This window comes from Streptosporangium carneum, from assembly GCF_027922005.1.
Lineage (GTDB): Bacteria > Actinomycetota > Actinomycetes > Streptosporangiales > Streptosporangiaceae > Streptosporangium > Streptosporangium carneum.
The window spans coordinates 353635-374354 of sequence record NZ_BSEV01000002.1 but is presented as its reverse complement, the minus strand read 5'-3'; the positions used below and the strand labels follow the sequence as shown (position 1 = coordinate 374354).

At 71.0% G+C, this 20720-nt stretch carries 18 protein-coding genes; 8 read left to right on the top strand and 10 right to left on the bottom strand.

The features are described 5' to 3' along the window. Position 1 precedes the first annotated feature (1 nt). A complete protein-coding gene (gene treZ, locus PKF00_RS07755; protein ID WP_271216687.1) occupies positions 2-1702 on the top strand; it encodes a malto-oligosyltrehalose trehalohydrolase in 1701 nt (566 codons plus the stop codon). Between the two features lie 47 nt (positions 1703-1749). On the opposite strand, the gene PKF00_RS07750 is transcribed toward treZ, so the two are convergent. The 3 genes from PKF00_RS07750 to PKF00_RS07740 form a co-directional block, all read right to left on the bottom strand. Continuing rightward, a complete protein-coding gene (locus tag PKF00_RS07750) occupies positions 1750-2658 on the bottom strand; it encodes a YbgA family protein (RefSeq protein WP_425582269.1) in 909 nt (302 codons plus the stop codon). Between the two features lie 104 nt (positions 2659-2762). After that, complete coding sequence (locus PKF00_RS07745) at positions 2763-3287, bottom strand: RNA polymerase sigma factor (RefSeq protein WP_271216685.1); 525 nt, start codon at positions 3285-3287, stop codon at positions 2763-2765. Positions 3288-3402: 115 nt separating this feature from the next. Then, complete coding sequence (locus tag PKF00_RS07740) at positions 3403-4353, bottom strand: MerR family transcriptional regulator (RefSeq protein WP_271216684.1); 951 nt, start codon at positions 4351-4353, stop codon at positions 3403-3405. Positions 4354-4504: 151 nt separating this feature from the next. On the opposite strand from PKF00_RS07740, the gene PKF00_RS07735 reads away from it, so the two are divergent. The 4 genes from PKF00_RS07735 to PKF00_RS07720 all read left to right on the top strand — a co-directional run bounded on the left by PKF00_RS07735 (position 4505) and on the right by PKF00_RS07720 (position 8418). Next, a complete protein-coding gene (locus PKF00_RS07735) occupies positions 4505-5782 on the top strand; it encodes a cryptochrome/photolyase family protein (protein ID WP_271217033.1) in 1278 nt (425 codons plus the stop codon). Between the two features lie 327 nt (positions 5783-6109). Further along, a complete protein-coding gene (locus PKF00_RS07730; protein ID WP_271216683.1) occupies positions 6110-6880 on the top strand; it encodes an SAM-dependent methyltransferase in 771 nt (256 codons plus the stop codon). 102 nt (positions 6881-6982) lie between these two features. Next, positions 6983-7927 carry a hypothetical protein gene (locus PKF00_RS07725; protein WP_271216682.1) on the top strand — a complete coding sequence of 315 codons (945 nt, stop codon included), beginning with the start codon at positions 6983-6985 and terminating at the stop codon, positions 7925-7927. Between the two features lie 89 nt (positions 7928-8016). Continuing rightward, positions 8017-8418: a VOC family protein gene (locus PKF00_RS07720; protein WP_271216681.1), complete on the top strand. Its 402-nt coding sequence runs from the start codon at positions 8017-8019 to the stop codon at positions 8416-8418. A 2-nt stretch (positions 8419-8420) separates the two neighbouring features. Here PKF00_RS07720 and PKF00_RS07715 read toward each other — a convergent pair whose 3' ends face one another. The 6 genes from PKF00_RS07715 to PKF00_RS07690 all read right to left on the bottom strand — a co-directional run bounded on the left by PKF00_RS07715 (position 8421) and on the right by PKF00_RS07690 (position 14839). After that, entirely contained in the window at positions 8421-8762 is a 342-nt protein-coding gene (locus tag PKF00_RS07715) for a hypothetical protein (RefSeq protein WP_271216680.1), read from the bottom strand. 35 nt (positions 8763-8797) lie between these two features. Then, entirely contained in the window at positions 8798-9475 is a 678-nt protein-coding gene (locus tag PKF00_RS07710) for a uracil-DNA glycosylase (RefSeq protein WP_271216679.1), read from the bottom strand. A 75-nt stretch (positions 9476-9550) separates the two neighbouring features. Further along, on the bottom strand, positions 9551-10426 hold the full coding sequence (locus PKF00_RS07705; RefSeq protein WP_271216678.1) for a carbohydrate ABC transporter permease: 876 nt from the start codon (positions 10424-10426) through the stop codon (positions 9551-9553). After that, entirely contained in the window at positions 10423-12036 is a 1614-nt protein-coding gene (locus PKF00_RS07700) for an ABC transporter permease subunit (RefSeq protein WP_271216677.1), read from the bottom strand. The genes PKF00_RS07705 and PKF00_RS07700 overlap by 4 nt, the downstream gene beginning before the upstream one ends. Before the next feature lie 12 nt (positions 12037-12048). Next, the gene (locus PKF00_RS07695; RefSeq protein ID WP_271216676.1) at positions 12049-13380 is read right to left on the bottom strand and encodes an ABC transporter substrate-binding protein; all 1332 of its coding nucleotides are present in this window, start codon (positions 13378-13380) and stop codon (positions 12049-12051) included. Positions 13381-13582: 202 nt separating this feature from the next. Then, positions 13583-14839 (bottom strand): ABC transporter substrate-binding protein, encoded by a 1257-nt coding sequence (locus PKF00_RS07690; protein WP_271216675.1) that lies wholly within the window; start codon positions 14837-14839, stop codon positions 13583-13585. Positions 14840-14971: 132 nt separating this feature from the next. Between PKF00_RS07690 and PKF00_RS07685 the strand changes: the two genes are divergently transcribed. Genes PKF00_RS07685 through PKF00_RS07675 form a run of 3 tightly spaced genes read left to right on the top strand, consistent with a single transcriptional unit; the run spans position 14972 to position 18508 of the window. Continuing rightward, positions 14972-15478 (top strand): PadR family transcriptional regulator, encoded by a 507-nt coding sequence (locus PKF00_RS07685; RefSeq protein WP_271216674.1) that lies wholly within the window; start codon positions 14972-14974, stop codon positions 15476-15478. Beyond that, positions 15475-16221 (top strand): ABC transporter ATP-binding protein, encoded by a 747-nt coding sequence (locus tag PKF00_RS07680; RefSeq protein WP_271216673.1) that lies wholly within the window; start codon positions 15475-15477, stop codon positions 16219-16221. The genes PKF00_RS07685 and PKF00_RS07680 overlap by 4 nt, the downstream gene beginning before the upstream one ends. A 7-nt stretch (positions 16222-16228) precedes the next feature. After that, positions 16229-18508, top strand: a complete 2280-nt coding sequence (locus PKF00_RS07675; protein ID WP_271216672.1) for an FtsX-like permease family protein — start codon at positions 16229-16231, stop codon at positions 18506-18508. 88 nt (positions 18509-18596) lie between these two features. Here the strand turns inward: PKF00_RS07675 and treS are convergent, their stop codons facing one another. Next, complete coding sequence (gene treS, locus PKF00_RS07670; RefSeq protein ID WP_271216671.1) at positions 18597-20285, bottom strand: maltose alpha-D-glucosyltransferase; 1689 nt, start codon at positions 20283-20285, stop codon at positions 18597-18599. Positions 20286-20720: the final 435 nt, after the last annotated feature.

Genomic DNA, 20720 nt, shown 5'->3' with positions numbered 1-20720 from the left:
CGTGTTCGAGGTCTGGGCGCCTGAGGCGATGTCGGTCGACGTGGAGATCGGCGGGATCCGCCACCCCATGTCGGCGGGGGCGGGCGGTTGGTGGTCGGCGGAGGTGCCGGGAGCCGGGCACGGCACCGACTACCGCTTCCGTCTCGACGGGGGCGAGGCGCTGCCCGACCCCCGCAGCCGCTGGCAGCCCGAGGGGATCTTCGGGCCCAGCAGGGTCTACGAGCACGACAGGTTCGTCTGGGGCGACGACCTGTGGCGGGGACGCGACCTGCCCGGCTCGGTGATCTACGAGCTGCACGTCGGGACCTTCACCCCGGAGGGCACCTTCGACGCGGCGATCGAGAGGCTCACGCACCTGACCGAGCTCGGCGTCGACTTCGTGGAGGTCATGCCGGTGCCCCCGGTGCCGGGGAGGCGCAACTGGGGCTACGACGGCGTCGACCTGTGGGCCGTCACCGACGACTACGGCGGCCCCGACGGGTTCAAGCGCTTCGTCGACGCCTGTCACCGGCGGGGGCTCGGGGTGATCCTGGACGTCGTCTACAACCACCTCGGCCCCTCGGGCAACTTCCTGGCGCCCTTCGGCCCCTACTTCAACGCGAACGCCGCCTCCTTCTGGGGGCAGGCGGTCAACCTGGACGGGCCGGGCTCCGACGAGGTGCGCCGCTACTTCGTCGGCAACGCGCTGCAGTGGCTGCGCGACTACCACGTGGACGGCCTTCGCCTGGACGCCGTGCACGCGCTGCACGACACCCGGGCCACGCACCTGCTGGAGGAGCTGGCCACGGAGGTCGAGGTGCTCTCCGCGGCCGTCGGCAGGCCGCTGACGCTGATCGCCGAGTCCGACCTCAACGACCCCAGGCTGATGACCCCGCGCGAGGCCGGGGGGTACGGCCTGGCCGCCGCCTGGAACGACGACGTCCACCACGCGCTGCACGTGGCGGTGACCGGGGAGCGGCACGGCTACTACGACGACTTCGCCGGGGCCCTGGCCAAGGTGCTGACCGCGGGCTACTACCACGACGGGACCTACTCATCCTTCAGGGGACGCTCGCACGGCCGTCCCGCGCGGCACGTGCCCGCCTACCGTTTCGTCTGCAGCGCGCAGAACCACGACCAGATCGGCAACCGCGCCACGGGGGACCGGATGCCGTCCGAGGCGCTGCGCCTCGCCGCCGGGCTGCTGCTGACCTCGCCGTTCACCCCGATGCTGTTCATGGGGGAGGAGTGGGGGGCGAGCACGCCCTTCTTGTTCTTCACCGACCACGTGGAGCCGCAGCTCCGCGAGGGGGAGGGGGACAGGCGGCGGCGGGAGTTCGTCGGCCACGGCTACGACGACTGGGCGGAGAAGGCGCCCGACCCCGGCGAGGAGTCGACGTTCCTGCGCTCGAAGCTCGACTGGGACGAGCTGGACGACGACGCCCACCGGGCCCACCTCGACTGGTACCGGGCGCTGATCGCGCTGCGCCGCGCGCACCCCGAGCTCACCGACCCGAGGCTGGACCGCGTCAAGGTCGAGTACGGCGAGACCTGGCTGGTCGTCCACCGGGGGACGCTCCGCGTCGCGGCCAACCTCAGCCCGATCCCGATCACCGTACGGCTCGAGCCCGGGCACGTCCTGCTCGCCTCCGACCCCTCGGCGACGGTGAAGGGGGAGGAGCTGTTCCTGCCCGCCCGCTCGCTGGCCGTGCTGAAGGTCTGACCCCGTGACCCCGTGACCCCGTGCCGCCGAGATGCCGGGGGCCGGGGTCACGCCGGGACGTGGTTGCGCAGGCGGAGCTCCTGCGGATAGGGGGAGAAGTAGGTCTGGTCCCTGACGTATCCGGCGTCCTCGCCCCGCGCGTGGTGGCGGAGCAGGGTGGCGGGCACGCTGAGCGCCACCTGGCCCGCCCGGTATGAGGCGATGACCTCGCCCAGGTCGGCGCGCCTGGCCGCGTCCAGTGAGTCGCTCATCATCCCCATGCAGTGCTGGAGCACGTTGACGTTGCGTCCGATGCTCGCCTTCCTGGCGAAGGCCGTGCCGAACGCGCGGGCGTAGTCGGCGGCCAGCTCCTCGCGGGGGCGCGAGCCCGCGTGGGCGACCACCCGGCCCGCCTCGCGGTAGGCGGCCGGGTCGTGGGCGAGCATCTGCATCTTGTGCCGGGAGTGGAAGGCGACCAGGTCGCGCGCGTGCCAGTCGCTCTCCAGCAGCGCCCGCAGCCGGGCCTGCGCGAAGATCCGCTCCACGAAGGTCTCGCGGAGCAGCGGGTCGTTCAGCCGCCCCTCGTCCTCGACCGGCAGCAGGGGGTGGGCGGCGAGGATCCGGGCGGCGAAGACGCCGGTGCCCCTGCGGTCGACGGCGGCGTCGCCCTCGTAGACCGGAATGCCGTGCAGGCCGCAGCTGGGGCTCCTCGACTTGAAGACGTAGCCGTCGACGTCGAGGGTCCGGGCCCGCCGCTCCCCCAGGGACGCCATCCCGGCCGTCAGGTCCACGCCGCTCTTACGGGTGACCAGGCGCGGCCCGGCGGGGGACCGTTCGAGGCGGAGGGTCTCCCGAGGGGCGCCGAGGCCGAGCTCGATCTCCGGGCAGACGCGCACCCAGTCGACGTACGGGTCCAGCTCCCCGCTGAGGAATCTGTCCCGGCTGTGGCCGCCGTTGAACCGCACGGGCTCGCCCATCAGGCAGCTGGAGACCGCGACCCGGGGCCTGATCCCGTCGTGGGCCGGGCCCGTCGGACCCGCGCCGGTCGCTTCGGTCACGTCGTGCACACCGGACATCTCGCTCACGCCGCAACCGGGGTGAGGAGGTCGGACAGGCGGCGCAGGCCGCGGGCCGTACGGGCCTTGACGGTGCCGAGGGGGATGCTCAGCCTCTCGGCGATCTCCCGCTGGGTCATGTCGCCGTAGTAGGCGAGCTCGATGGCCTGGCGCTGCGGCGCGGGCAGCTCGGCCAGCGCCCGCTGGACCTCGTCGCGCTCGGCCATCCCGTCCCCGTGGGTCCGGCCGTCCGGTCCGGCGGGGTCGGCGACCACGTCCAACGGCACCGTCTGGGGCACGCGGGCCCGCAGGTGGTCGACCGCCCGGTTGTGCGCGATGCCGAGCAGCCAGGCGGGGAGGCTGCGGGCCGGGTCGAAGCGGTGACGTGACCGCCAGACCTCCGCGAACACGATCTGCTGCAGGTCCTCGATGTCCTGGGGAGCCACGAAACGGCGCAGGTAGGAGCGGACGAGCGAGCCGTGCGTACGGAAGCACTCAGCCAGCGCGGTGTCGTCGCCGTCGGCGAGCCGGACGTTCAGCGTGTCTGTCATGGTGGCTCCCCTTACCGAGAAAACCTATTCAAAACTTATTCATACTCCTCCGGTTTGGTGATCGCAACCTTGGCGGGAAGCCCGGTGCGGCGCGGAGAACGCCCGCGCGGGCGGGTCAGCGCAGCGCGGCGCCGATCCGGGAGAGAGCCTCGGAGAAGGAGGCGACCCGCGTGACCGACGCGGGCAGGTCGTCCCGCCACCCCACGCCGCCCACGACGAGGCGGCTCGGCGGACGCAGCAGGGGAAGCGAGAGCAGCGGGGCGGGGTCGCCGGTCTCCGGACGCTGGGACCAGACGAAGACCACCGCGGGCCCGAGACGGCGCATGGCGTCACCGAGGGCCGAGTACGGGGTCCGCGCGCCCAGCACGCGGGTCTCGACGTGGTGGTCGATCGTCAGCACCGCGGCCAGCGCGTAGATCGGCAGGCAGTGCTGCTCGTCCTCGGCGCAGGCCAGCAGCACCGGGCGGTCGTTGACGGGCCTGGCGGGACGCCTCACGAGCGGGGCCAGCGCGGCCAGCACCCGGTCGGAGAACACGTGCTCGACCTCGACGCTCGCACCGGTCTCCGCCTGACGCCTGCAGATCGTGTCGAAGACCGGCAGCACCAGGTTCTCCCAGGTCCAGATGACGCCGTGCCTGCTCAGCGCGACGCCGATCCACTCGGAGACCGTCTGGCTGTCCAGCGCGATCGCCGCCCGCGCCAGCATCGCCACGGTCGGGATCTCGGCACGCGCGGGCAACGCCAGGGCCGGAGGGGGCGCGGGAGCCGGCACGGCGGGCGGCGGCCCGGCCTCCGCGGGCGGCGGGACGGCCCTGATCCTCAGGACCTGCCGCGCGGCGTCCGCCGCGGGCACCCCGGCCTTGATGAGCCGGTTCATCTCCTCGAGACGGCGCAGGTCGTCGGCGTCGTAGCGGCGATGCCCCCCCGGGCTCCGGCGGCTGGGGCCGATGCCGTAGCGCAGGTTCCAGGTGCGCAGCGTCGGGGCGGGAACGCCGAGCCTGCGGGCCACGGCGCCGATGCCGTAGCCCGCCTCCTCCTCGGTGGTCGCCCGCCCCTGCTCGTCCATCGCCGCCTCACCTCATCCGCGGGACATCCCCGCGACCGCCGTACCAGACTGCCAGCCGTCGCGTGTGGTCGATCCATCCCTGAGCTTCTTCGACGGCTCAGCCCCAGGTGGATGCAACCACGGGCGGGGGAGGCACGAAAGTCATTCTGTGATGGAGACCGTCGTCGTCCTGCTCAACCGTGACCTCCGGGTGCACGACCACCCGGCGCTGTCCGCGGCGTGCGCGGACGCGCGCCGCGTGGCGCCCCTGTTCGTCGTCGACCCCGCCCTGGCCGTCGGCCACCGGACGGGCTTCCTCGCGGAGAGCCTCGCCGACCTGCGCGAGTCCCTGCGCGGGCGGGGCGGCGAGCTCGCGATCCGCTGGGGCGACCCGGTCGCGGAGACGATGCGCGTGGCGCGGGAGGTCTCCGCCCAGGCCGTCTACGTCAGCGAGGACGTCAGCGCGCTCGCGCGCCGCAGGCAGCGCCTGCTGGCGGAGGGGTGCGAACACGACCGGATGGACTTCAGGACCTTCCCCGGCGTGACGGTCGTGCCGCCGGGCGCGCTGCGGCCCTCCGGCGGCGGCGACCACTACCGGATCTTCACGCCCTACTGGCGCGTCTGGAGCGAGCACCCGCGCAGGGCCGTCCTGGACGCCCCCGCGACCGTGCGCTTCCCCGAGGAGCTCGACGCGGGCTCGCTGCCCGTGTCGAGGCGCGCGCCGCACGGGCTGTTCAGGGGCGGCGAGACGGTGGCGCGCGAGCGGATGGACAAGTGGCTGAAGTACTGCGTCGAGGACTACGCGCAGGGGCACGACGACCTCGCGGGCAACCGCACGTCCAAGCTCGGCCCCTACCTGCGTTTCGGCTGCCTGTCGCCGCTCGAGGTCGAGTCGCTGTCCGTCAACGGCGGCGACTTCGTCAGGCAGCTGTGCTGGCGGGACTTCTTCCACCAGGTCACGCTGGCCTTCCCGCGCATCAACCGGGACGACTACCGGCCGCGCGGACAGCAGTGGCTCGACGACCGGGACGCGGCGCAGGCGTGGAAGGAGGGCAGGACCGGCGTGCCGATCGTGGACGCGGGCATGCGGCAGCTGCTCGCCGAGGGCTGGATGCACAACCGCGCCCGCATGCTCACGGCGTCGTTCCTGGTCAGGAGGCTGGGCGTCGACTGGAGGGTGGGGGCCGAGCACTTCTACCGCCTGCTGCTCGACGGGGACGTGGCCGACAACTACGGCAACTGGCAGTGGGTGGCGGGAACCGGGAACGACACCCGCCCCAACCGGATCGTCAACCCGGTCAGGCAGGCCAGGCGATTCGATCCCGAGGGGGAGTACATCCGGCGCTACCTGCCCGAACTGGACGCCGTGCCGATGAAAATGATCTATGAGCCGTGGCGCATGCCGAAGGGCGTCAGGGGATATCCCGCACCGCTGGTCTCGATGGACTGAGCGCCGCCCAGGTCGGCCCGGGCGGCCTTCCGGCCGCGCGGGAGCACACACGGCGAACGGACTCCGCCCCCTCGCGCGGACAGGGGGGCCGACGCGGGGGTGCGTGTGACCCGCCGTCCGTCCTGTGGCCAGGCGGCGGGTCAGCCACCCGGAGGCCGTCCGGGAACGGCCGGATCGGGCGCTCTCCCCGGGACGTCCTGTCACCGTAAGGCGGCGGGGCTGTCACGAATGCCCGCCGGACGAGCTCGCAGTGCCACAGGTGGGCTACGATCTGCGACTGAGCCGATCTACGGCTACCACGATCAGTGGCAGGGCGAGGTGGTGGCAGTGAACGCGCGAAAGTCCTCCGGCTTCGATGTGAACACGCCCAACGTGGCCCGGATCTACGACTACGTCCTGGGCGGCAAGGACAACTTCGCCGCCGATCGCAGGGCGGCCGAGCAGATCCTCCAGGCCTTCCCCGAGTCCCGCGAGGGTGTCAGGGCCAACCGGGAGTTCCTCGGCAACGCCGTCCGCCATCTCGCGGGCGAGGTGGGCATCCGCCAGTTCGTGGACATCGGCGCGGGCCTGCCGACGCGTGACAACGTCCACCAGGTCGCGGGTTCCGTCGACCCCGCGGCCCGTACGGTCTACGTCGACAACGACCCCGTCGTGTGCGTGCACGGCAGGGCGCTGCTCGCGAACACCCCGACGGTCGCCATGCTCGAGGGCGACCTGCGCCGTCCCGAGGAGATCTGGGCCGGGGCCGTGGAGACGGGGCTGCTCGACCCCGCGGAGCCGGTCGCCGTCCTCCTCGTCGCCATCCTGCACTTCCTCGACGACCCGCACGCCGAGGTGGCCAAGCTGCGGGAGCTGATGGCGCCGGGAAGCCATCTCGTGATCACCCACCTGTCCTCGACGCCGCGGCGCAGCGAGGACATCGACCGGGTCAGGCAGATCTACACCGGGGCCGGTTCCGGGGTGTTCCCCCGCGGCGTCGAGGAGATCAAGGAGTTCTTCGGCGACTTCGAGATCCTGGACAGCGGCGGGTTCATCTCGCCGATCGCGCTCAGGCGCTTCGAGATGCTCGGCTGGGCCGGGGTCGGCCGCAAGGTGTGAGCGGCGCGTGGCGAGCCGGCCGCGCCCGGGGATCCGGCCATGACCGCAAGTGCTGATATGTCGTGAGCGGAACGATCCGCCGCCGCCGCACGTCGCACAGATGTGATCTCCTACGACGACATCGACGACGGCCTGCGTGCCGCCCGTGAGCGGGTGCGGCGGCTGGAACAACTGACCACGCGGCGTCAGGCGCTGGCCCAGCAGCTCGACGAGGTCGGGCAGCTGCTCGTCGACCTCGAGGACCGGCTCGCCGAGGAGGAGCAGGACGTCTCCAAACTCGAGGGGGGTGGTTTCACGGCGTTCCTGGCCGGGCTCGTCGGCTCGAAGGAGGACAGGCTCGCCAGGGAACGGGCGCAGGCGCAGGCGCTGCGGCAGCGCCTGGACGGCCAGCGGACCCGCCTGCAGTGGCTGGAGGCCGACAGGGTGAGCGTGGAGAGCGGCCTGGCCGAGGTCGGCGCGGCCCGCGAGGAGTTCGCCGCGCTGCTCGAGCGCAAGGAGCGCGTGCTGGTCGAGTCGGGCGACCCTCGCGGCGGTGAGCTCACCGAGATCGGCCAGCGGCTCGCCGACACCCACGCCGACCTCCGCGAGCACGAGGAGGCCCATGAGGCCGGGGTCGCCGCGGGCCACGCGGTCGATCAGGTCCTGCGCTGCCTCGGCAGCGCCCGCGGCGCCTCCCGCTGGGACATGCTGAGCGGCGGCGGCGGTTTCGCCGACATGGTGGAGCACGGCCACCTGCGCAACGCGGACGAGGCGGCCTGGCACGCCCAGCGGGCTCTGGACGTCTTCTCGAGGGAGCTGTCGGACGTCGGGGTGCGCGCCTGCCTGCAACTGCCCGAGGTGGACACCCGCTGGTTCGCCGACATGTTCTTCGACAACATCGTCACCGACGCGATCAAGCACCAGCGGATCGCCCGCACCGGCGAGGCGGTCGCCGAGATCGGTCAGTGGGTGAACGGCACGGTCGGCAACCTGGGCGTCCGCTGCGGGGAGCTGGCGCAGCGGCGCGACCTTCTCGTGGCCCGCCGGGAGGAAGTGCTCACCGGCTGACAGGAAGGTGCCTCCGGTGGGCTGACGGGACCGGCCAACGGTGACAAGCTCTGGGCTGAAGGCATCGCGTCGTCTCGATGGAGGGCAGCATGTCGAACCCCCATGTGGTTCCGTTCCTTCGTTACCAGGATGCCCCGGCCGCCGTCGAATGGCTGGGCAAGGTCTTCGGCTTCCGGCCTTCGGTCACGGTGCCCGGCCCTCGCGGGGGCATCGGGTACGCCCAGCTCACCCTGGGGGAGGCGGTGGTCATGCTGGCCTCGGTCCGTCAGGGGGAGCCGTATCTCCGCAGCGCCCTCGATCTGCCCGCCGTCAGTCAGGGGGTGTTCGTCGTGGTCGACGACGTCGAGGCCCACTACGACCAGGCCGTCGCCAGGGGCGCCGAGATCGTGGTCGAGCTCGAGGCCACCCCCGAAGGCGCCAGGGTCTACATGGCCTTCGATCTGGAAGGCCAGCTCTGGGCTTTCGGGGACGGCTTCGAGGTCAACGACTGACCTCAGTGCTGGTGGTCGTGGTCGTGGTCATGCTCGTCGTCCTCGTCCGAGGGGCCCTCGGACGGCTCGACTCCCAGGACGGCCTCCCGGGGCTCGATCTGCTCCACGTGCTCGATCAGACCCAGGACGTGGTCCGGCTCGATGAGCCACTGCAGCGCCGTGGCCCCCGTCTCGTCGGCGGAGACCATCTCCGCCTGCTCCCTGCGCTCGTCGTCGTCCAGATCCGCGTCCGGGTGGTTGATCTCCTTCAACGCGGCGTCCTGCAAGCCGGCGAGGTCGCTCACCTCCACGGTCAGCTCAACTGTCAGACGCAGATAGCGTTCGGTGCCCGATTCATCACTCATGGTGGAATCCTAGTGCCCTGACGGGGGCGACCAGACTAAGGCAGCTTCCACTCGACCGGCGTCGCGCCCTGCTGCTGGAGAAGGTCGTTCGCGCGGCTGAACGGACGGGAGCCGAAGAAGCCGCTGCGGGCGGACAGGGGGCTCGGGTGGGCCGACTCGATGGCGGGGGTCTGGCCCAGCATCGGGCGCAGGGAGCGGGCGTCGCGGCCCCACAGGATCGAGACCATCGGCCGGTCGCGGGCGACGAGGGCCTTGATGGCCTGCTCGGTGACGTCCTCCCAGCCCTTGCCCCGGTGCGAGGCGGGCTTGCCCGGCATGACGGTGAGCACTCGGTTGAGCAGCAGCACGCCCTGCTCGGTCCACGGGGTCAGGTCGCCGTTGCTCGGCATCGGCAGCCCGAGGTCCTCGGTGAGCTCCTTGTAGATGTTGCGGAGGCTTCCCGGGATCGGCTTCACGTCGGCGGCGACCGAGAAGCTCAGGCCGATGGGGTGGCCCGGAGTCGGATAGGGGTCCTGTCCGACGATCAGCACCTTCACCTGGTCGAAGGGCTGTTGGAAGGCCCGGAGCACATTCGCTCCCGCAGGGAGGTACTGCCTGCCTTCCGCGACCTCCTTCCTGAGGAACTCGCCCAGCTCGGCGATCTTCTCAGCGACGGGTTCCAGGGCCTCGGCCCACCCGGCTTCCACGACTTCGTTCAAGGGACGTGCGGCCATGCGAAAACCTTATCGAGGTTTGAGACCCGGTACGGCTCGCACGGGAAAACCGCCAGCCGTACCGGACCTGCCCCTTTATTTCACTGATCCCGCCATCATGCCCTGCACGAAATAGCGCTGAAACGCAAAGAACAGGATTAACGGGATTATTAGCGACAGAAAGGCACCGGGAGCGAGGATGTCGATGTTGGTTCCGAACTGCCGCATCTGGGATTGGAGGGCCTTGGTCATCGGCTGGTTGTCGGTGTCGGCGAAAACCAGGGCGATGAGCAGGTCGTTCCAGACCCAGAGGAACTGGAAGATGCCGAGCGAGGCGACCGCGGGCTTGGCCAGCGGGAACACCACGGTCGAGAAGATCTTCCACTCGCCCGCGCCGTCCATCCGCGCCGCCTCGAGCAGCGAACGCGGAATGCCCGCGAAGAAGTTGCGGAGCAGGAAGATGGCGAAGGGGAGACCGAAGGCGGTGTGGAAGATCACCACACCGGCGATGGAGCCGAAGATCCCGAACGTGCCGTAGAGCTTCGCGATCGGGATCAGCGCGATCTGGACCGGCACGACCAGCAGGCCGACCACGACCAGGAACAGCGTGTCCCTGCCGGGGAACTCCATCCAGGCGAAGGCGTAGGCGGCCATGGCGGCGATGCCGATCACCAGGACGGTCGTCGGCACCGTGATCAGCACGGTGTTCCAGAACGACCCGGTGAAGCCGGTGGCCAGCAGGCTGGAGTAGTTCCCGAGGGTCAGCTCCGCAGGCTTGGTGAACGCCGTCCACCAGCCCGTCGAGTTGTTCGCGGCGTCCCCGCGGATCGAGACCACGAACAGGCCGAGCGTGGGGACCAGCCAGAACACGCCGATCACCGCCAGCAGGGCCTGGAGCAGGCCGCCGCCGACCCGGTCGAGGGTCCTGCCGAGGGCGCCGCGACGCGGAGCGCCGAGAGCGGAGGTCGTCACTGGTTGTCCCTCCTGAACCGGCGGATGTTGATGATCATGAATGGCAGGACGAGGACCAGCAGGAAGATGGCCAGCGCGCTGCCCAGTCCCTGGTTGCCGCCGCCGCCGAACGAGACCCGCCACATCTCCAGCGCGATCACGTTCGCCTGGGGCTGCACGGAGCCCGGAGCGATCACGAAGACCAGGTCGAAGACCTTGAGAGTGTTGATGATCATGGTGACGAACACGACGAGCAGCACGGGGGAGAGCAGCGGAACGGTGATCTTCCGGAACACCTGCCACTCGGTGGCCCCGTCGATGCGGGCCGCCTCGAGCGCGTCACGCGGGATGGCCGACAGACCCGCCGCGATCAGCACCATGGCGAAGCCCGCCCACACCCAGATGAACGCCCCGATGATCGCCGGGGTGATCAGGGTCGGGCCCAGCCAGGGGATCCCGTTGAAGGCCTCCTGGAAGTTCGACTGCGGCAGCCGCACGAGGTAGTCCCCCTGGGGGAGGCCGGCGAAGCGGAAGGTCCCGTCGGCCTCCGTGGTCGCGGTGGCCTTGACGGAGCCGTCCCGCACCGCCTCGACCGTCACCCCGGCCAGGGCCTTCTCCGTGCCGTCGACCTGGTTGAGCGTGCCGCCGCCGCCCTGGGTGAAGTCCACCCAGACGGTGCCGGCCAGCTCGCCGGGGCCCGGCTGCGCGGCCTTGGCCGCCGACGCGGAGGCGAGGGTCGCGGGCTTGACCCCGACCAGCGGGACGAGCACGGCCTGCCCGGGCCTCGCCGGCTGCCTGGACACGACCGCGCCCTGCTGGAGGGCGACCGGCGCCTTGTCGTTCTCCCTGGGCCTGGCGTCGGGATAGCCCTGCTGTGAGCCGAAGAGCCCCTGGACCGAGGTGATCACGGCGTTGGCCACGCCCCGGTCGGGGTCCTGCTCGTAGACCAGCCGGAAGATGACGCCCGAGGCCATCAGGGAGACGGCCATCGGCATGAAGACGACCAGCTTGAACGCGGTCGCCCAGCGGATCCGCTCGGTCAGCACCGCGAAGATCAGGCCGATCACCGTGACCAGGGCGGGGGCGACCACGACCCAGATCAGGTTGTTCCTGATCGTGGTCAGCGTCGAGGAGTCACTGAAGATCGACGCGTAGTTGCCCGCGCCGACGAAGGTGTCCCCGGTGGCGTCGAAGAGGCTCCGGAAGATCGAGTAGACGATCGGGTAGATCACCATCGCGCCCAGGACGAGCGCGGCGGGAAGCAGGAACACCAGCGCCAGCGTCGGGGCGGGCCCGAGCCTCGCCGTACGGCCGCGCGCCGTCCCCTGGGCGGTCGCGCCCTGCCCGGTTCCCCGGGTGGTCGCGGCGGGCCCGGCCGCCGGGGCGGCGGCCCCGGCGGTCGCGAGTTCGGGTGCGGCCCGCGGAGCAGCGGGGTCGTCCGACTCCACGTCCGCCAGGGCGGGGTGGACGTCCCCGTCGGAGCCGTCCCGCTCGACGCCCTCCTCCGCGGGCGGAGGGGCGTCGTCAGGGACGGGGGAGGTCCCGGGGGGTTCTTCTGGTCCGGAGGAGGACTCGCGGGCGGCGTCCTCGCCGCCCCGCGAGCTCTGCGGGCCGTCCAACCGGTCGGTCACGGCCTGCCTCCCTTACTTCCAGGCCTTCTTGGCCTCGTCCTCGAGCTTGCTCTGGATCGACTTGACGTCGGAGGGGTTGCGGACGAAGTCCTGCAGGAGCTTCCACTCGCCCTTGCCCTCGGTGCCGCCGAACGCGCTCGGCGCGAGGTCGGACATGTCGTAGCGGACCGCCTCACCCGCGGAGATGATCGTCTGGGCGAGCTTCTTGGTCAGCTCGGCCGGGTAGTTGTCCGGCGAGACGTTGCGGTTGGGGGACAGGTAGCCGGGCAGCTTGGCCCAGATCTCGCCGCCCTCCTTCGAGGCGAGGAACTCCAGCAGCGCCATGCCGCCCTTGGAGTCCTTCAGCGCCACCGCGATGTCGCCGCCCAGCACGACCGGCTCGGTGTCACCGGCCTTGGGGAAGGCGAAGTACTTGGCCTCCTCGCCGAGCTTGGCCCCCGACTGCTCCGCCGAGGTGGCCACGAAGTCGGCCTCGATGACCATCGCGGACTTGTCCTGGCCGTAGACCTGGGTGACACAGGTCGGGAAGTCGGTCTGCAGCGCTCCGGAGGCGCCGCCGAGCAGGAACTCCTTCTTGCCGACGAGCTGGCCGATCTTCTCCAGCGCGGTGGTCACGGTGGCGTCGGTCCAGGGGATCTCGTGCTTGGAGAGCTTGGTGTAGTTCTCCGGGCCCGCGGTCGACAGGTAGACGTTCTCGAACAGGTCGGTCAGGGTCCAGCCCGACGCGCCGCAGAGCGAGAAGGGCGGGGTGCCGGAGTCGGCGACGGTCTGGGCGGTCTTCACAAGCTCGTCCCAGTTGGTCGGCGGCTGCGCCCCGGCGTCCTGGAAGGCCTGGTCGCGATACCAGATGAGCGACTTGTGCGCCGCCTTCACCAGCACGCCGTAGACCTGGCCGTCGGCCGAGCCCAGTTCCTTCCAGTACGGGGTGTAGTTGTCGTCGATCTGCTTCTGGACCTCCGGGGTGAGCGGCTTGAGGGCCTTCTCCTTGGCGTACTGCTGGACCAGGCCGGGCTGCGGCAGGATCGCGATGTCCGGCGGGTTGCCGCCCTGGATGCGCGGGCCGAGGTAGGCGCCGGTGTCCTCACCGGTCGAGGCGTAGGTGACCTTGGCGCCGGTCTTGGCCTCGAAGGCCTTGAGGACCTGCTGGAAGTTGGCCTGCTCCGGGCCCGTCCACTTGGCGGCGACCTCGATGGTCACTCCGTCCAGGGTCTTGGCGGCAGGGGCGGGCGCGGACGCGGAGGCGCTGCCGCTCGCGGTCGGTTCGGTGGACGCGGCCTGGCCGCCGCACGCGGCGAGCGCGAGGGCCAGTCCCGACATCGTCACCATGGCGATGGATTTACGCATGCTGAGCAAACCTCCTGTGCTGGTGGGGCCCGACGCGCGGATCGGGAGGGAGAGGGGCCTTCAGGGAGACACCGGTTCGGTACGGGTCGACGCGGGTCGTTCGGCGGGATGTGCGTGCGGGTCGTTCGATGGGATGTCGTGCGGGTCGTGCGGTGGGATGAAATGCGGTGGGATGACGGCTCGCCGGAGGGGTCGCCCCCGGTCACTGAGCCCGGATGATCTCGTTGAGCTGGCCCTTCATGGAGGCGACGACGTCGTCGCTCGCCTCGTCGAAGGGTGGGGTGAGCGCGTTGGAGACCGCGCTGGCGATCACCAGGCTCACCTGGTTGTAGTTGGCGCTCGCCGGTCGTGGCCGAGCGGAGAGGATGCTCTGCTTGAGCACGGGCAGGTAGGGGAAGCGCTTGATCAGGCCGGGGTCGTCGTACAGTTCGGCCCACACGGGCGGGAACGAGCCGTCGACGAGCACCCGTCGCTGGTTCTCCAGGCCGGTGAAGTAGCGGATGAACTCGGCCGCCGACTTCTGCCGCTTCGAGTAGGCGCTGAGCGCGAGGTTGACCCCGCCCAGCGAGCTCGACCCGGGGCCGTTCAGGCCGGGCAGCCGGGTCACCCCGAACTTGCGGGCGACCGCGGAGGTCGTGGCCGGGCCGTAGGCGTGCGGCCAGTTGCGGGCGAAGGCCAGGCGGCCCTCCTGGAAGGCCAGCCGCGACTCCTCCTCCTTGTAGGAGAGCGACTCGCGGGGGATCCACCCCTCGCGGAGCCCGCCGACCAGGAAGTCGAGGCCGGTTCTCGCCTTGGCGGCGTCCATGGTGACCTGGGTGCCGTCGTGGTTGAGGATCTGCCCGCCCGCCGACTGCACGGCCTCGGCGAAGTTGACCGTCAGCCCCTCGTAGGCGAGGAACTGCCCGGCGTAGCCGCCGATGCCGTACCTGTCGTGCAGCGAGCGGGCCTGCTCCCGCAGCTCCGCCCAGGTCGTGGGCGGCTTGAGGCCCTGCTTCGCCAGTAGGTCCCTGCGGTAGTAGAGCAGGCCGGCGTTGCTGGTGTACGGCACCGCCCAGAGCTTGCCCCGGTAGGTCGCGGTGTCGACCACCGGGGGCAGGAAGCGGTCCAGCGGGAACATGCCGCGTTCGAGCGGCACGATCCAGCCCGCGTCGGCGAACTCCGCGGTCCAGACCACGTCGAGGCCGAGCACGTCGTAGCGGTCGCTCTTGGCCTGCAGGTTGGCGACCATCTGGGCGCGTTGCTCGTCGGCCGCCTCCGGCAGCTCGAGCAGGGTCGCCCGCTCCGCCGGGTGCGCCTGGTTCCACCGGTCGAGCAGCGGTTGCAGGTAGGCGGTGGTGTCGCGTCCGATCACGAGCGTGAACGGGCCGCTGCCGCCGGAACGCTCGGTGTCCTGCGCGACGGCCCCGGAACAGCCGGCCGTCAGCAGCACGGCGAGCGACGCGATGAGCAGGCGGCGCATGGATTGCCTCCTCATTTCCCGGCGGTTACATACGTGTTAGGTAGATGCATGCATGTTATGCACAGCGTTAATGTGGGCGTCAACGGATAGTCCCGTAACGCTCAGATAACGAGCAGTTCGAGGAGGTGAGGCGTGAGGCTGTCGCTGCTGGCGCTCCTCGCGAAGGAACCTGCCCACGGATACGAGCTGAAACAGGCGCTTGAACAGATCTTTGGCAGCGCCTATCCGCCGCCGAACATCGGGCAGATCTACGTCACGCTCGGTCGTCTCGAGAAGGACGGCCTGGTGCGCGCCGTGGACGTCGAGCAGTCCAACCGGCCGAACAAAAAGGTGTACTATCTGACCGCCGCGGGCCGGGACGCCCTCGACGCGTGGGTCGACGAGCCGACGGAGGGGCCGCGGGTCCGCGACGAGTTCTTCATGAAACTCGTGCTGGCCCCGATGACCGGCATCGCCGACCGGATGGCGCTGATCAACCGCCAGAGGCGTCACTACCTCGGGCTCATGCGCGACCTCAACGAGCTGGCCGACCGCACCGACCGCGAGGACTACGTCGCGCTTCTGTTGATCGAGGGGGCCATGCTGCACCTGCAGGCCGACCTCGACTGGCTCGAACGCTGTCAGGAGGACCTGTCGTGAGCCCACCCCCCGTCGTTCACGCGGTCAACCTGGTCAAGATCTACCAGAACGGGGGCGTGCCGGTGCCCGCCGTACGGGGGGTCGACCTGCGGGTCGAGGCGGGACAGTTCGTCGCGATCACCGGCCCCTCCGGGTCGGGCAAGTCCACGCTGGTGCACATGCTCGGCGGCCTGGACACCCGCACCAGCGGCGAGATCTGGTTGGACGGCAAGAGGGCGGACACGCTCGGCGAGAGCGCCTGGGCGCTGCTGCGCCGTCAGAAGATCGGCTTCGTCTTCCAGTTCTTCAACCTGGTCGCCAACATGACCGTGGCCGACAACGTCGAGCTGCCCGCGCTGCTGGCCGGCGCCTCGGCCCGCGAGGCGCGCGAGCGCAGGGAGCACCTCCTCGGCGAGCTGGGCCTGACCGACCGCGCGGACGCCTCCCCCGCCCAGCTCGCGGGCGGCGAGCAGCAGCGGGTCGCGCTGGCCCGCGCGCTGGCCAACAGGCCCAGCCTGCTGCTGGCCGACGAGCCGACGGGCAACCTCGACAGCCGCAACACCCGTGACGTCCTGCGCCTGCTCGGCGAGGTCCACCGCGACGGGCAGACCGTCATCCTGGTCACCCACGACGCCCGGGTGGCAAGCCTGGCCGACCGCGTGGTCTCCCTGCTCGACGGTGAGATCGTCGACGACGGCTTCATCGGGGCCACCCGCCGCCGCCCCAGGGGCACCGCGGGCGACGTCGTCGAGCTGAGAGGGTAACCGGGCCGTGAGCACCCTGCGGGCCTCCGCCAGATGGATCAGGGCAGACCTCAGAGCGCGGCGGGGGCAGGCGCTGCTGACGGTTCTCGCGGTCGCGGGGATCGTCACGGCGCTGATCACCTCGGCGACGCTCCTCGAGGACGGCACCAACCCGTGGCGGGGGCTGTTCACCGAGTCCCGGGGCGCGCACGTGTGGATCCACACCAGGGACGCCCCCGACGTGGCCGCGCTGTCACGGCTCCAGGGGGTGGTCCGGGTGGCGGGGCCGTACCGGGCCGCGCCGGTGATGCTCACCACGGACGGCAGGAAGTCGCCGGTCACGCTGCGGGGGATGGAGGCGCGGCTGCCGGCCGTCGCCGTTCCGCTGGTCCGCCAGGGGCGCTGGCTGCGCGCGGGCGACGGCGAGGGGGTGGTCGTCGAGCGGTCCTTCGCGCGGGCGCTCGACCTGCGGATCGGCGCTCCCTTCACCGTCACCGCGCTCAACGGCGCGACGCACCCGCTGACCGTCGTCGGCCTGGCCGACACGGCCGACCAGGGCTTCTACCCCGAGTCGACGCCGGGTCTCGCCTGGACCCTCACCACCACCCTCGACAGGATCGAGCCCGCGCTCGGGCGCAGCGAGTCGGTCACCGGGCTCAGGCTCGCCGACGGGGAGGACACCCTGCCCGTCGCGCACGGCGCGGTCACCATGCTGGGCGGGCAGATCCAGCGCATGTCGACCTGGCGCGAGGTCCGCGCCGCCATGGAGCTGGACAACCGGCTGCTCGGCCTGCTGCTCGCGCTGTTCGGCGTGGCGGGGCTGGTCGCCGCCGCTCTGGCCATCGCCAACGCGGCGGGAGGCCGCGTGCTCGGCCAGACCCGCGACCTCGCCACCCTCAAGTCCCTCGGCTACACCAGGGGCCAGATCTTCGGCCTGCTCATGGCCGAGCACGGAGCCCTCGGCCTGATCGGCATCGCCCTCGGGCTCCTGTGCGGCCAGCTCGCCGCCTCGGCGGCGCTCGGAGGCATGTCGATCCTGCCGCTCTCGCCGGTCCCGCTGCTCGCCATCACCGCGGGCACCGCCGCGGTCGTCCTCGTCGCGGTCGCCCTGCCCGCCTGGCGCGGCGGGCGCATCGCGCCGCTCCCCTCCGCCCCCACCGCCCCGCCGAGGGGCCACCTGTCGCGGCTGGCCAGGCTGGCCCTCCTCGTACGGCTGCCGCCCGCCCTCGTGCTGGGCACCCGCGACGCCTTCACCAGGCGGGTCCCCGCGCTCCTGAGCATCTTCGGCCTCGCCGTCCCGATGATGATGATCACGATCGGCCTCGGCTGCTGGGCCACCCTGGACGACTTCCTGCGTCATCCGGAACAGGTCGGCCAGGCGGCGGCGCTCACGGTCCGTCCCGACAAGCTGCCCGCGGAGGACGCCGCGCGCCTGGCCAGGGCGGACCCCGAGGTGGCCGCCGTCTACCCGGGCAGCGAGGTCTCCGCCCTGGAGCCCGAGCAGACCAGGAGCGTGCTCGCCCGGGCGCTGGGCACCTCCGCGGAGCCGTACCCCTTCTCCGTGGTCGAGGGGCGCATGTTCGCCGCCAGGGGCGAGGCGGTCGCGGGGCAGGGCCTGCTCGACCTGATGGGGGCGAAGATCGGCGACCGGGTCAGGATGACGGTCGGCGGCACGCCGCTGATCGTGCACATCGTCGGCCGGGTGGTCGAGCCGGAGCAGGACGGCGAGGTGCTCTCCCTCGGCATGGACAGCCTGGCCGCGAAGGACGCCGTGCCGCCGCAGTTCTACAGTCTGGTGCTCAGACCGGGAGCCGACCCCGTGGCGGTCAGGGCACGGCTGCTGGCCGCCTCGGGCGAGGCGCTCGAGGTGCAGCGGGTGGTCAACCCGGCCGAACGGCTCGCCGTCATCCGGGGGGTGATCGTGGCGCTGGTCGTCGTGCTCTCGCTGCTCGGCCTGGCCAACCTGCTGACCGCCAGCGCCCTCGGCCTGCGCGACCACGCGCTCGACCTGGCGGTGCTCAAGGCCATGGGCCTGACCCCCAGGCAGGTGGCCGCGACCCTGGTCACCGGAACCGGGCTGCTCGTCGTGCTGGGCGTGGTCACGGGCACGGCGGCGGGAGCCTCGCTCGTCGGCGGCCTGATCGACCTGCAGGGCCACAGCAGCGGCGTCGGCGCGGGCATCGGCCGCACGCCCTCGGCCCTGACCCTGATCGTCGCGGTGCTCGCCGCGACCGGGGCGGCGCTGCTGGTGGCGCTGATCCCGGCGAGGAGGGCCGCCCGTGCCCGAGTGCCGGTGACGGCGAGATAGAGGCGCGCGGCGGTCGCTCACCGGAGGTCGGCGCGAAAAGGAGAAGGCGTGGCACGGCCGGGACCGTGCCACGCCTTCCGTGAGGCCGTCAGTGGCGGGTGAGGGAGAACCAGTAGAAGCCGTGACCCGGCAGGGTCAGCAGGTACGGCAGGGTGCCGATCTGCGGGAACGGCACGCCGCCCCTGGCCTCGACCGGCGTCATGCCCTCGAAGCGCCGCAGGTCGAGCTCGACCGGCTGCGGATACTTCGACAGGTTGTTGACGCACAGCATCAGGTCGTCGCCGTCCTCGCGGATGAAGGACAGCACGGCCGGGTTGGCCGACCACAGCTCGTTGTAGACGCCGATGCCGAAGACCGGGTGGTTGCGGCGGATCTCCAGCATCCTCTTGGTGAAGTGGAGCAGCGAGGCGGGGTTGTTCTGCTGCGCCTCCACGTTGACCGCCTGGAAGCCGTAGATCGGGTCCATGACGGCGGGCAGGTAGAGCCGCCCCGGGTCGGCCGAGGAGAAGCCGGCGTTGCGGTCGGGGCTCCACTGCATCGGGGTGCGGACCGCGTCGCGGTCCTCGAGCCAGATGTTGTCGCCCATGCCGATCTCGTCGCCGTAGTACATGACCGGCGAGCCGGGCAGCGACAGCAGCAGCGCGGTGAACAGCTCGATCTGGTCCCTGTGGTTCTCCAGCAGCGGGGCGAGGCGGCGCCGGATGCCCAGGTAGGCCCGCATGCGCGGGTCCTTGGCGTACTCGGCGTGCATGTAGTCGCGCTCCTCCTCGGTCACCGTCTCGAGCGTCAGCTCGTCGTGGTTGCGAAGGAAGATGCCCCACTGCGCGTTGTCGGGGAGCTTCGGCGTCCTGGACATGATCTCGGAGATCGGCTCGCGGCTGCCGCGCCGTACGGACATGAAGATGCGCGGCATGAGCGGGAAGTGGAAGGCCATGTGGCACTCGTCGCCGCCGACGGACGGGTCTCCGAAGTACTCGACCACGTCCTCCGGCCAGCCGTTCGCCTCGGCCAGCAGCACCCGGTCGGGGAAGAGCCGGTCGACCTCGGCGCGGACCTTCTTCAGGTACGCGTGGGTCTCCGGCAGCCCGGAGCAGTCGGTGCCCTCGCGCTCGAAGAGGTACGGCACCGCGTCCAGGCGGAAGCCGTCGATGCCCAGGTCGAGCCAGAACCGCAGGACCTCCAGCATGGCCTCCTGGACCGCCGGGTTGTCGTAGTTCAGGTCGGGCTGGTGGTGGAAGAAGCGATGCCAGTAGTACTGCTTGCGGACCGGGTCGTAGGTCCAGTTGGACTCCTCGGCGCCGATGAAGATGATCGGGGCGTCGGGGTAGGCGGTCGGCTCGTCGGCCCAGACGTAGAAGTCGCCGTACGGCCCGTCGGGGTCGTGACGCGAGGCCTGGAACCACGGGTGCTTGTCACTGGTGTGGTTCATCACCAGGTCGGTGATGATGCGCAGGCCCCGCTCATGTGCCGACTCGATGAGCTGGACGAAGTCTCCGAGATTGCCGAAGTCCGGCAGGATCTTCATGTAGTCGGAGATGTCGTAGCCGCCGTCGCGCAGCGGCGACTCGTACAGCGGCAGCAGCCACAGGCAGTCCACGCCGAGCCACTGGAGATAGTCCAGTTTCTCGATCAGGCCGCGCAGGTCTCCGGTGCCGTCGCCGTTGGAGTCCTTGAACCCACGGACCAGCACCTCGTAGAAGACCGCTCGCTTGTACCACTGCGGATCCGCCGAGACGAAGTCCTCGGGCACGGATTCCGGGCAGGGGGATGCGTTCATCGTGTTCTCGCTCACAGTGAGAAAGGGCAGGACGAAGTGACCGGAGTATCCGGCTCATGATGTTTGATGACTGCGCTGGCGGGAGCCGTCATCCCCACGAGCTCCGTGCCCTCGGCGGACCGAATTTGTGATTCGGTGCCATCCGTTGTGGCGCTTTCTGGGCCGAAGACTACCAGCCGTATGAGTGCGCCGAAGCCCCCTCAAACAGGTCGCCACCCCCGGGCCGCGCGGAATCCTCGCCGACATCGCGCCGTCCGCTCGTAATCGCGTCGTCACCGTGCGTCCCACGGCGGGAAACCCGGGGTCCGCACCGCTGTGACCTCGACACACGTCTCGCTGGGCTTATGGCCTCGTTCGAGGCGTCCGGACGCCCTCGCCCGCCGGGGATTCGGGCGGGGCGGCGCGACAGCGGGCGCGCGCCTTCCCTTCCGTCTT